Origin of the sequence: Thiomicrorhabdus sp. ZW0627 (assembly GCF_029767005.1) — a bacterium.
In the GTDB taxonomy this organism is placed as follows: Bacteria; Pseudomonadota; Gammaproteobacteria; order Thiomicrospirales; family Thiomicrospiraceae; genus Thiomicrorhabdus.
Map to the genome: position 1 here is coordinate 59,607 of NZ_JARUQR010000006.1, position 12,012 is coordinate 71,618.

Genomic DNA, 12,012 nt, shown 5'->3' on the forward strand with positions numbered 1-12,012 from the left:
AGAATACCTTACATCTAAAACCGGGCAAAATCCTTATAAAAACTTGCAATTAACCCCATAATTTAGCAGAATTACGCCTCTTTGGTCGCAATTCGCTCTGGAACATTTTTACGGTACACCACTCGATTATGAAGCTACTTACTCTTGGCGTTAATCACGAGACCGCACCGGTCGACATCCGTGAAACCGTATCCTTCACTCCAGAACGGGCGCTTTCGGCGATGTCCGAACTTAAAAATAAGCAATTAGTCTCAGAGTGTATCATTTTATCTACATGCAACCGAACTGAAATTTATTGCACGCCTAAAACACCCGATGCTACGAAAAGCATCCAAACCTGGCTCGATGCCTTTTTCGAACAACCGGAAAACGCTTTAACCCCTTATCTATATAACTATCAAGATATTGATGCCGTTAAGCATATCATGCGCGTAGCCAGCGGACTGAACTCATTGGTACTGGGTGAACCGCAAATTTTCGGACAGGTGAAAGACGCTTATAACTTAGCACACAAAGCCGACAGCATCCATCACACATTAGAAAACCTGTTCCAGCACATTTTCAGAACGGTCAAACAGGTTAGAACCGATACGGCGATCGGCTCCAGCCCGGTGTCTGTCGCTTTTTCTGCCGTCACTCTATCCAAACAGTTTTTCGGCGACCTCTCTGAACAGACTGCTCTATTGCTCGGCGCAGGAGAAACCATCGAACTGGTTGCCCGCCACCTGAAAGAGAGCCAAATCGGCAAACTGATTATCGCCAACCGCACCTTGGAACGCGCCCATACCTTGGCCGAAAGTGTCGGTGGCTACGCCATCCAACTGGATGAAATACCGGATCACCTGCATGAAGCAGATCTGGTCATTGGTTCGACCGGAAGCCCGGATGCCATTTTGAAAAAAGCGCAAGTGGAACCGGCTCTGAAGCGCCGCAAAAATCGTCCAATGTTCATGGTGGACATTGCAGTCCCGCGTGACATAGAAGCCAGCATCGATGAACTGGAAGACGTCTACCTCTACACGGTCGACGATTTGCACGAAATCATCGAAGACAATAAACAATCCCGCCAGACGGCTGCACTGGAAGCCGAAGAGATCATTGATGTCCAGGCGGAAACCTTTATGTCCCAATTGAGTGCGATTCAGCAGGTCAACCCGTTGATCCAACAATATCGCCAACATTGTCTGGAAATCAAAGACCAGGCCATGAACCAAGCCCTGCATCAACTTGAAACAGGTGCCGACCCTCAAGAAGTGATCAAGAAACTGGCCAACCAATTGACCAACAAACTGCTGCACACTCCGACCAAGCAATTGCATCAGGCAGGCCTGTCCGGAAAGAACAACCTGATTGAATCGGCAAGAACCTTGTTATTGTCCGATGACGCACAACATAAATAGCTGCGAACAACTCCCGTATAACCCGACGTTATCCCGTCAACAGAAACATTGAGAATCCCGTGAAAGACTCTATTCGAATCAAACTGCAAAACCTGGTAGACCGCCTGGACGAAGTCAACGCACTGATTTCCGACCCGGACGTTATCAACGATCAGAAAAAATTCCGCGCCCTCACCAAGGAGCATGCGCAACTTACTCCGGTCGTCGATGCCTTCAATGCATACGAAACGGCAGAAGGTGACCTGCAAGAAGCTAAGGACATGATCAAATCCGGCGATCCCGATTTAAAAGAGATGGGACAGGAAGAACTTCCGCAACTGGAAAAACAGCTAGCTGATCTGGAAGTGGAACTTCAGACCATGCTACTGCCTCGCGACCCGAATGACGACGCCAACATCTTCCTGGAAATTCGAGCCGGGACCGGTGGAGACGAAGCCGCCATCTTTGCCGGCGACCTTTTCCGCATGTACAGCCGTTATGCCGAAAAAGTACGCTGGCAGGTTGAAGTTATCAACTCCCAAGAGGGTGAGCACGGCGGTTACAAAGAAATCATCGCACGTATCATCGGTGACGGCGCCTACTCAAAACTCAAATTCGAATCGGGCGCACATCGCGTACAGCGCGTTCCTGCAACCGAAACTCAGGGACGCGTCCACACTTCCGCTGCTACGGTCGTAATTATGCCGGAAGCACCGGATGTCGAGGAAGTTGAATTGAATCCTGCCGACCTCAAGGTAGACACATTCCGTGCATCCGGTGCAGGTGGTCAGCACGTCAACAAAACCGATTCGGCGATTCGTATCACCCACATTCCGACCGGAACCGTAGTGGAGTGTCAGGATGAACGTTCACAGCATAAAAACCGTGCCCGTGCCATGTCCCTGCTCGCATCGCGTATCATGGATGCAAAGCGTCAGGCTCATGAAAGCGAAATCGCCCAGGAACGTAAAAGCCTGGTTGGAAGCGGTGACCGCTCCGAACGTATTCGAACCTATAATTATCCGCAAGGACGCGTGACCGACCATCGCATCAACCTGACCCTGTACAAGTTAGACGAAATCATGAACGGCGGCTTGGAACAGGTCATCGATCCTCTGGTCAATGAATATCAGGCCGAACAGCTTGCCGCATTAAGCTCGGAAAGCTGATACTCAAAAATTTAAGGGCAAGGCTTCGTGAAAACCATCCAAGAGGCACTCGATACGGCCAGCAGCCAAATCCATCAGCAGGCGATCAGCGACAGTCCTAGACTGGATGCTGAGTTGCTCTTGGCGCATTGCCTTGGTCAAACGCGAACTTATCTATTCACATGGCCTGAAAACACCTTGGATGATGGAAATAGAAACTGTTTTGAACAGCTACTTCAACAGCGTCTTCTCGGCCACCCGGTTGCCCATCTGATCGGCGAACGCGAATTCTGGGGAATGGCTTTAAAAGTCACCCCGGACACTCTGATTCCACGCCCCGATACCGAAATTCTGGTTGAAACCGCTTTAGAGAAGCTCGCAGAAAATGAACAGGCCTGCTCAGAATCCGAAAAGCGCCACACTTTTCGGATTTTGGATTTAGGAACCGGAACCGGCGCGATTGCACTGGCACTCAAATCCGAATGCCGGCACTGTGAGGTCACAGCAGTCGACTTAAGCTCAAAAGCGCTCGAAGTGGCAAAACAGAATGCTAAAGCTCATCAACTCGATATTGCATTCAAACAAAGTAGCTGGTTTGAGAGTATCGATGCCGAAATGCAATTTGACTTAATCGTCTCCAATCCTCCTTATATCGAAGAGGAAGATGAACACCTGTCACAAGGAGATGTGCGTTTTGAACCGATCAGCGCCCTAACCGCAGGACATGACGGACTTGATGACTTGAAAATCATTATTCAGCAGGCCTGTTCATTCCTAAAACCGCAAGGCTGGTTGATTGTTGAACACGGTTACAATCAGGGGAAGACGGTGAGACAGCTGTTTGCAGAGCACGGCTACCAAAACGTGACCACTAAACAAGATTACGGCGGAAACCCGCGCATCACGCTCGGACAACGCCCATAGCACCAGGTCAAATCCTGTATAAACTCAAAAATACGTTTAAAATAAATAGAATCCAAACCGGAAGAAAAACCATGTCAAACCTGTTGAAAACCGAACTTAACGATGCAGAACTGTCACGCTACAGCCGCCAGATCCTGTTACCGGAAATCGACTACAGCGGCCAGTTGACGTTGGCTCAATCGCACGCCGTAATTTTCGGTCTGGGCGGCTTGGGCTCTCCGGTCTCGCTCTATCTTGCCTCTGCCGGAATCGGCAAATTGACCCTGGTGGACTTCGATGAAGTCGACGATTCCAACCTTCAAAGACAAGTCGTACATCGTGAAGCCAATATCGGCCAACCCAAAGTGGAATCAGCCAAACAAAACCTGGCGGCACTCAACCATCACATCCATATAGACACCATCAATCATCAACTGGAAGAGACGGAACTTCAGACTTTGATCGATGACGCCGACGTCGTACTCGACTGCACCGATAACTTCGCTTCGCGCTTTGCGCTCAACCGTGCCTGCTACCGAGCAAAAAAACCGCTGGTTTCCGGAGCGGCAATCCGCTGGGAAGGTCAACTGAGCACTTACGATTTCCGCAAACCGGACAGCCCTTGCTATCAGTGTTTATACAAAGAGGAAGACGGGGTGGAATTGACCTGCAGCCAGAACGGCGTACTTTCACCGGTTGTCGGCATGATGGGCAGCATGCAGGCGATTGAGGCAATTAAGGCGCTGCTTGATCAACCGACGCTGACCGGAAAACTGATGATTGTCGATGCCTATACCATGCAGATCCGTACACTCAACCTGAAAAAAGACGAGAATTGCGCCCACTGCGGAAAAGGTTGAGCTAAATCAAACCTGCTGGAGACGGCCTAAGGCTGTACCGGATTCGTAACAGGGTTCGTGATCGGTTTTCTGCCGACCTGATGCTTGTCGATACGGATCACCACACGACGGTTCAGAGATCGACTGTAAGCCGAATCATTCGGCACAACCGGCTCGTTATCGGCATTCCCCTCAATGGTGACAAGGTTCTTATCCAAGCCCATGTAGATAAACGTTCGCGCGACCGTTGCGGCACGCGCAGCCGATAACTCCCAGTTAGACGGAAACTGAAAGTTGCTGATCGGTAAATCATCGGTGTAACCGGCAATCACCATCTTCTGACCTCTTCCCATTAGGGTTTCGCCCAGCGCCTCAATCTGCTCACGAGTATTGTCACTGATTGTGGCACGGCCACTCTCGAAGAAACTGTCCGATCGCAAAGTAATCTTGGTGAAATCCGGGCCGTCTTCAATATCGATATCACGCGGATTTACCTTATCAAGCGTTTCTCGGATCTCCTGCTCCGTGACAGGTGGTCGGAGATCCAGTAAATTAATCTCCGTTCCCGGCTGGGCAGCCGTCTGATCCAAAAGGCTCACCGGTGCCGGCGGTTCCTGCCCTGTCAAGCTATCTACAAACGCCTTGCGTTTTTCCGGCTCCACAACAGCCATCAGCCACATAACCAGAAAGAACACCATCAACACCGTCATCAGATCGGCTAAGGCGATTTTCCAGGAACCGCCGTGCGCGCCCCCTTCGTCATGTCCTCCACGACGTCCCATCACTCCACCTTCAAACCAAACGGTTCTGTATTCATTTCACAGCTTAAGCGCACGATTATCGGCCCTCGTCACGAGGAACTTCAAATTCAGGTGGCACACGCTGACGCCCGATCTCGACCGCCAGGTTTGGTGAAACGCCGCTTTCATAAGCCTCGATAAACGCCGCGGCCATCTCAAACAATGAACGATCCTGACGAATCATCACCTCCACCGAATGCACAAAAGGCGCGACGACGGCAAAAGCGACAAACACCCCGGTCAAAGTTCCAACCAAAGCGGCACCAATTGCCGTACCGATCTTGGCCACATCCATTTCACCACCCAACATCTCCATGGTGATGATGACACCAAGCACCGCTGCAACGATCCCGAAGCCCGGTAACCAGTCGGCAACCTTTCCTAACGCTTTCGGTACTTCCATCATAGATTGGTAAATATCGTCGATCTGGTTCTCAAGATGGTGTTGGAAATTCAGACTGGCAGGTGGGTTGAGCAGCATATAGCTGAAGTTGTCGACAATGAATTTCTTAAGACTGGGGTGTTTCATCACTTGGGAATAGTGCATAAAGATAGGGCTATTCTCCGGGCTGACAATATGCTTTTCCAAAACCAGCATTCCGGACGAACGTGATAGACGGGCCAGTTCTTCCAACAACCCTAATGTTTCGGCATAGAGCTTTTTATTGACTCGCTCACCGGCAAAAAAACGTCCTATGTAAGTCAGCGTCCTCATCCAGATATAAACTGGCGTCGACGCCAAATACGCCCCCAATGAAATACCTAAAATCACCACCAGTTCCGATGGATGCCAAAGCGCGCCCAACTTTCCGCCCATCAAGACGAAACCGCCCAACAAGCTAAGCAGGATAATGATAATTCCAATGGGTTTTGCAAACATATATCAGGTCACTTTAATAAACTGTTCAGGGTTCAATCCAATCCATTTCAAACTCTTTCGTATACTGTAAAACCAACCAATTAAAATCCGTTTTTGCTGGCAGATCTCTTCGCATTACCGAAAAAGCAAAACCCATACCAATGTGCATTTAGCCCATAATGTTTTATGGCGCAACCTGAATAGAGGTGACTTTCTTCAACGTCCTCGGCAGAACGATACCGCGTTTGGCTCGCGCTGAAAATGCTTCTTCGATCGCCGTTGGCCCGAATGTCTTCTCATATTTTCCTGCAACCAGACTCAACTTACTACCCGGCTGGAAGGCAAACACTGCATTAACCAACTGTCCTTTCGGCATCTGAATCAACTTATTCCCTTTCCCTTTTGCCAGAGAAGGCAACTCTTCTGCCTTGAACACCAACATTCTCGGCTCATCTGTGACAACAACAACCCAATCGTCCTGCTGCACTTTCACTGGAGCCAACACCTTGGATTTGTCCGGCAAGCTGATCGCGCCTTTCCCCGCCTTGTTTTTAGAATACAAATTCTCCAATGCCGTGGTGAAACCGTAACCCGCCGATGAAGCCAGAATCACCTGATCGTCTCCTTGCCCCATCAAAACATGCTTAAAGCTTGCGCCTGCAGGTGGACTCAACCGGCCTGTCAAAGGCTCACCGTGGCTACGAGCCGAAGGCAAGCTGTGTGCCGGCAACGCGTATGCCCGACCCGTGTCGTCAAGGAACACACAGGTCTGGCGGCTTTGCCCGCTGGCCTGGCTACAGAAAGAGTCGCCGGACTTATATCCCAGGCTCTCCCCTTCCACATCATGCCCTTTCGCGGCGCGTACCCAGCCGTTTTCAGACAAGACAACCGTCACCGCCTCGGAAGGCAACAGATCCTGTTCGCTCATCGCCTGTGCCAAACGCGCTTCAATCAATGGAGACTTGCGGTCATCGCCGTAATTTTCGGCATCCTCCATCAACTCTTTCTTAACCAATGTTTTCAAACGCGCCGCACTACCAAGGGTCTTTTCGAGCTTCTGCCTTTCCGCTTCCAGCTCGGCCTGTTCGGTACGGATTCGCATCTCTTCCAGACGAGCCAAATGACGAAGTTTCAGTTCAAGAACAGCTTCGGCCTGAATATCGGACAAACCGAAACGTTCCATCAACACCGGTTTCGGCTTTTCCTCTTCACGGATGATGGCGATGACTTCGTCAATATTAAGAAAAGCGACCATCATCCCTTCAAGGATGTGCAATCTCGCCAACACCTTATCCAATCGATACTGCAAACGGCGGCGAACGGTTTCGGTACGATAACTCAACCACTCGGACAACATCGCTTTCAAATTCTTGACTTGTGGGCGGCCGTTCAACCCAATCATATTGAAATTAGCACGGTAACTCTTTTCCAGATCCGTCGTCGCACACAAGTGCAATATGGCCGTTTCAACATCCACGCGCTTCGAGCGCAACTCAAGGACGAAACGCACCGGATTCTCATGATCCGACTCATCCCTTAGATCCACCACCATCGGCAACTTCTTGGCACGCATCTGCGATGCGATCTGTTCAAGCAGTTTGGCGCCGGACACTTGATATGGCAACGCATCGATCACCACATTGACGCCGTCCTCGACGTGATAACTGGCACGCTGGCGGATGGCACCGTTCCCGGTTTCATAAAGTTTCAACAATTCATTTCTAGGCGTGATGATCTGAGCGGTATTCGGGTAATCGGGAGCAGGAATGTATTCCATCAACTCTTCGGTGGTCAACTTGGAATTCTCCAATAAGGCCACGCAACCATTCACTACTTCCTTCAGATTATGAGGTGGAATATCAGTCGCCATCCCCACGGCAATCCCCGAAGTACCGTTGAGCAATACGTGAGGCACGCGAGCCGGCAACACCAGTGGCTCGTCCAACGTGCCGTCAAAGTTAGGCGTCCAATCGACGGTTCCTTGCCCGACCTCTTCAAGCAATAACTGACTGAATTTCGACAATCTGGATTCGGTATATCGCATCGCAGCAAACGATTTCGGATCGTCCATCGAACCCCAGTTACCCTGGCCGTCGATTAACGGATAACGGAAGGAGAAGTCCTGAGCCATCAAGACCATGGCTTCATAACAAGCGCTGTCGCCGTGCGGGTGGAATTTACCGAGCACATCCCCGACGGTTCTGGCGGATTTTTTGTATTTCGCGCTGGACTTCAATCCTAGCTCGGACATTGCGTAAACAATCCGGCGTTGCACCGGCTTCAAACCGTCCCCGATATGCGGCAGAGCACGGTCGAGGATGACATACATTGCATAATCCAAATAGGCTTTTTCGGTAAAACTGGCTACAGGTAACTGTTCAATCCCTTCATAGTTAATCACTTGCTGAGACACAATTCACTCCTAACTTAGTGCTCTTAATCGGTTAATTTGCCCACGGCACAAGAAACAAAAGATTTCGCCTTGGCGCCTTTTGCTCGCAAGCCGTCGACACTGCCGACCTGCGGATAGCCCATCTTATGCAACTGCTGTAAGACACGTTCGCAAAGCGACGCTTCGTCTTCCTCTCCATAGGTTACAACATGCACTTTGCCTTCAGCCACGTCTACATCGACCTGCTCGACACCATCCAAATCCAACAACTGCTTGCGAATACTGTTGGCGCATCCGCCGCATTTGATATTCTCAACTAATATTTCCAAGCTCATACCACCACCTTGGCATAGACGCCGTAACATTTATCCATTACAACGCAATAATCTAACACACTTCCATAACCTATGTATCTCCAGAGAATAACTTTTAATCACATCTCTCCAGCCAACCCAAAAACACGCTAACCAGACTCAATAACCAAGTAGAACACTAGGTTAATAAGACGTTCCGAGATACAATAAGTCATTATCGAATCCGAGCAGAACAGAGAACCATGCCGCACTTTTTCAACCGTTATACGCAACTCCAGGATCACTTCTTCACCAGAGTACAACCCGAAGCTTTGGCCGATCCGATTCTGGTTCACCGCAACCAACCCCTGGAAAAAGCACTCAACCTTTCTTTAACCGATAGCGCCATTCTGAAAATGGTCTCAGGGCAAAATCTGCCAGAAGGCTGTGACCCTCTTGCTCAAAAATACACCGGTCATCAATTCGGTTACTACAATCCGGACTTAGGCGACGGCAGAGGCCTACTGTTAGGACAGTGCGAAGATTTAGGACAGCAAGCATGGGATCTTCACCTCAAGGGATCCGGGCAGACCCCATATTCCCGAAGAGGTGACGGCCGCGCCGTATTACGCTCCGCCATCCGCGAATATCTGGGCGGGGAAGCTTTGCACGCTTTGGGCATACCAAGCACCCGCTGTCTGGCAATATGCCACAACCGTGAAACCGTCTGGCGCGAACAGATGGAACCCCGTGCCAGCTATATCCGAACCGCCAAAACCCATGTCCGTTTCGGTCATTTCGAATGGCTGGCACAGCAACAGGATGACGAAGGTTTCTCCCAACTTGCCGACTACGTCATAGAAACGGTTTACCCGGAATTGCGCCATCTCGATGAAAATGAAAAATTCAGCCAACTACTAACCACTATCTGCCAAAAAACCGCCGAACTGATTGCCAGCTGGCAGTCCGTCGGATTCTGCCACGGCGTCATGAATACCGACAACATGTCGGTCGCCGCCGAAACCTTCGACTTCGGCCCCTACGCCTTCATGGACGATTTCAAAATCCATTATATCTGCAACCATTCGGACACCGAAGGCCGGTACGCCTACAGCCAACAACCCAATATCGGGCTATGGAACTGTCAGGTATTGGCGGCCTCGTTTGGAACCCGAATTTCCCAAGAGCAGCAGGAAGCGGCCATCAACGAATACGTCGAAACCTATAACAGAAGCTACTTGGATAAAATGCGCGCCAAAATAGGGCTTAAAGAAGATTTTGAAGAAGACCGCCAAATGGTAGCCGATTTATTGATATTAATGGATCAGTCCGACTTGGATTTCCAACAGTTCTTTCTAAAGTTGTCCGAATTCGAAACCGAACAGGCCTGCCTGGATTCCGAATGGCTACCCGATTCGAAAAACTGGCGTCAGTGGGTGCAACGTTATTTCGTTCGTCGTGCTCTGGAACTCGAACCGCAACAATGCAGCGAACGAATACGACAGAACACCCCCAAATTCGTATTGCGCAACTACATTAATCAGGAAATCATTGAAGCCGCGGAACAAGGCGACTTTACGTTACTGAATACCTGCTTCGAAGCCCTTAGAAATCCTTTTGAACAACACCCGGCCTTGCCCGAGCGCTACTACAAGCCCCCTCAATCCCCCGCCCAAAAGGGAATTGCTCTTAGTTGCTCTTCCTGAACAAACACGCGTTTAATTCTCGAAACCACAAACTTAAAACACGATGATGAGTTTTGTAATAAAATAAAACCGTCAACGTGCTTTTACTTCTTTTGCCGAATTCTAAGACGGATTAAAAAAAGGGGATTTTAGAATAAAAATAAGAAATACAAACCTCATGGACTCAGAGATCAAAAACTCCGTCAAAACCGACCGAAAAATTACGCTTTATGGCCGAAATGGGCAGGCTCAGGCACAGTTGGTCGATTTGTCACCGAATTGGATTGGCGTACTTACGGCAAGAGGAGCAAGAATCGGCACCGAGCTTGAAGTCGAATTTGAACTACCTGCCTTCGAACACTTTATGCTACTGACAATGGTCGGGAAGGTCACCCACAGACATAATGCCGGTGACAAAATTTATTTGGCAATCGAGTTCAACAACCCTTCCCAAAGTGACCAAGCGGCAATCGAAGACTATATAAATTATAAACACCGCCTCAGTACGCTTGGCCAACGTATTATCAGAGACTGACCACGCCTAGCAAGCTCACCGTCATACACGGTGAATGCTTTTCAATTTTTCCAGCTGTTCCGAATAGTCGTTTTCCAAACGAGGGGATTCCCCCAGCGGATCCGGTGTCAAAGGTTCATCCAACAACACCTCGAAATTCCCGGCAACGCAATGCGCCAAAGGTTCAAGCTCATAGCCGCCACCCAAAGAAAGTGCCAGACGCCCACCACACAAATCCTGCGCCGTCCTTTTTAGACGCTGTAATAAATGATTGAAACCGTCAACACTCACTCTATGCTCAGCCAGAGGATCTCGCCAATGAGCGTCATAACCGGCGAAAACAATAATCTGTTCCGGCTTGAAATCTTGCAACTTAGGTAGAATCACCTCGTCAAACACTCGTAGATAGGCTTGATTACCTGCACCACTTCCAAAAGGACAATTTACATTGGTACCCTTAGCTTCTCCGGTACCAGTCATTTCCGCCAAGCCGGTCATTGGCCAATATGGATGTTGATGGATCGAAACGGCCATGATGCTCGGATCATCAATCGTTAAATCCTGAGTCCCATTACCGTGGTGAACATCGAAATCGACAATCGCCACCCGTTTCACGCCACGGTACTTTTGCAAGGCTCGGGCGGCAATCACATCCGAATTAAACAGACAAAAGCCCATCGCCTTACTTTCCAAAGCATGATGCCCCGGAGGTCTAAGCAAGGCGAAACCGTTATCTACCTGTCGATCATAAACTGCAAGGTTCATTTGAATCGCGCCGCCGGCCGCCATTTTTGCGGCGTCAAACGACACCTCATTCAAATAGGTGTCGCCAACATAAGGGTCAAAAAAACCGCCGCCGTATTCGCTGATACTTTCTATCTCATCGATGTAGTTCTGAGAATGCGCCCAAAGCAATTCTTCATTGGTCGCCAAACGGGCTTGAACCGGCGTTAACTTATCCCACAATCCTCTGCGTTCCAGTTCTTTGTCAATCGCCACCAAACGCTGTGCGTTTTCAGGGTGCTCGGGCAGGTCATGTTTAAAGTACAGTTCATCCAACACCACACCTGTTCGTTGTGTACCGGGTTTGACAGGCATTCCACAGCTAACGCCCGCCAATGTAGCCGTAGACATCAGTCCGAGTTTCAATACATTTTCGATAAATCGCCGACGTCCCTGCATACAATCCCTCCCAAACCG

Annotated in this window: 11 protein-coding genes; 6 read left to right on the plus strand and 5 right to left on the minus strand. The window is 49.7% G+C overall.

Annotated features, from left to right (window positions below; genetic code table 11):
- Positions 1–128 precede the first annotated feature (128 nt).
- From hemA to moeB, 4 genes are all read left to right on the plus strand, one after another.
- On the plus strand, positions 129–1,400 hold the full coding sequence (hemA, locus tag QCB45_RS10630; RefSeq protein ID WP_279420986.1) for a glutamyl-tRNA reductase: 1,272 nt from the start codon (positions 129–131) through the stop codon (positions 1,398–1,400).
- Between the two features lie 59 nt (positions 1,401–1,459).
- Positions 1,460–2,548, plus strand: coding sequence for a peptide chain release factor 1 (gene prfA, locus QCB45_RS10635; protein WP_279420987.1), 1,089 nt, complete (start codon positions 1,460–1,462; stop codon positions 2,546–2,548).
- A 27-nt stretch (positions 2,549–2,575) separates the two neighbouring features.
- Positions 2,576–3,451, plus strand: a complete 876-nt coding sequence (gene prmC, locus QCB45_RS10640) for a peptide chain release factor N(5)-glutamine methyltransferase (RefSeq protein ID WP_279420988.1) — start codon at positions 2,576–2,578, stop codon at positions 3,449–3,451.
- A gap of 71 nt (positions 3,452–3,522) precedes the next feature.
- Positions 3,523–4,290: a molybdopterin-synthase adenylyltransferase MoeB gene (gene moeB, locus QCB45_RS10645; RefSeq protein ID WP_279420989.1), complete on the plus strand. Its 768-nt coding sequence runs from the start codon at positions 3,523–3,525 to the stop codon at positions 4,288–4,290.
- A 26-nt stretch (positions 4,291–4,316) separates the two neighbouring features.
- Here moeB and QCB45_RS10650 read toward each other — a convergent pair whose 3' ends face one another.
- The 4 genes from QCB45_RS10650 to QCB45_RS10665 form a co-directional block, all read right to left on the minus strand.
- The gene (locus tag QCB45_RS10650; RefSeq protein ID WP_279420990.1) at positions 4,317–5,051 is read right to left on the minus strand and encodes a flagellar motor protein MotB; all 735 of its coding nucleotides are present in this window, start codon (positions 5,049–5,051) and stop codon (positions 4,317–4,319) included.
- Positions 5,052–5,106: 55 nt separating this feature from the next.
- On the minus strand, positions 5,107–5,949 hold the full coding sequence (locus QCB45_RS10655) for a motility-associated protein (protein WP_279420991.1): 843 nt from the start codon (positions 5,947–5,949) through the stop codon (positions 5,107–5,109).
- Positions 5,950–6,112: 163 nt separating this feature from the next.
- Entirely contained in the window at positions 6,113–8,341 is a 2,229-nt protein-coding gene (parC, locus tag QCB45_RS10660) for a DNA topoisomerase IV subunit A (RefSeq protein WP_279420992.1), read from the minus strand.
- 23 nt (positions 8,342–8,364) lie between these two features.
- Positions 8,365–8,655, minus strand: coding sequence for a heavy metal-associated domain-containing protein (locus tag QCB45_RS10665; protein WP_279420993.1), 291 nt, complete (start codon positions 8,653–8,655; stop codon positions 8,365–8,367).
- Positions 8,656–8,876: 221 nt separating this feature from the next.
- Between QCB45_RS10665 and QCB45_RS10670 the strand changes: the two genes are divergently transcribed.
- Together QCB45_RS10670 and QCB45_RS10675 are read left to right on the plus strand one after the other, a co-directional pair.
- Entirely contained in the window at positions 8,877–10,319 is a 1,443-nt protein-coding gene (locus tag QCB45_RS10670) for a protein adenylyltransferase SelO family protein (protein WP_279420994.1), read from the plus strand.
- 157 nt (positions 10,320–10,476) lie between these two features.
- Complete coding sequence (locus tag QCB45_RS10675) at positions 10,477–10,833, plus strand: PilZ domain-containing protein (protein ID WP_279420995.1); 357 nt, start codon at positions 10,477–10,479, stop codon at positions 10,831–10,833.
- Positions 10,834–10,854: 21 nt separating this feature from the next.
- Here QCB45_RS10675 and QCB45_RS10680 read toward each other — a convergent pair whose 3' ends face one another.
- Positions 10,855–11,994, minus strand: coding sequence for a histone deacetylase (locus tag QCB45_RS10680; protein ID WP_279420996.1), 1,140 nt, complete (start codon positions 11,992–11,994; stop codon positions 10,855–10,857).
- Between the last annotated feature and the right edge of the window lie 18 nt (positions 11,995–12,012).

Bases quoted from the DNA above. Each gene is read 5' to 3' on its own strand.
- QCB45_RS10650 (WP_279420990.1), bottom strand. From the start codon at position 5,051: ATGGGACGTCGTGGAGGACATGACGAAGGGGGCGCGCACGGCGGTTCC.
- QCB45_RS10670 (WP_279420994.1), top strand. From the start codon at position 8,877: ATGCCGCACTTTTTCAACCGTTATACGCAACTCCAGGATCACTTCTTC.
- QCB45_RS10675 (WP_279420995.1), top strand. From the start codon at position 10,477: ATGGACTCAGAGATCAAAAACTCCGTCAAAACCGACCGAAAAATTACG.
- QCB45_RS10665 (WP_279420993.1), bottom strand. From the start codon at position 8,655: ATGAGCTTGGAAATATTAGTTGAGAATATCAAATGCGGCGGATGCGCC.
- QCB45_RS10655 (WP_279420991.1), bottom strand. From the start codon at position 5,949: ATGTTTGCAAAACCCATTGGAATTATCATTATCCTGCTTAGCTTGTTG.
- QCB45_RS10680 (WP_279420996.1), bottom strand. From the start codon at position 11,994: ATGCAGGGACGTCGGCGATTTATCGAAAATGTATTGAAACTCGGACTG.
- moeB (WP_279420989.1), top strand. From the start codon at position 3,523: ATGTCAAACCTGTTGAAAACCGAACTTAACGATGCAGAACTGTCACGC.
- hemA (WP_279420986.1), top strand. From the start codon at position 129: ATGAAGCTACTTACTCTTGGCGTTAATCACGAGACCGCACCGGTCGAC.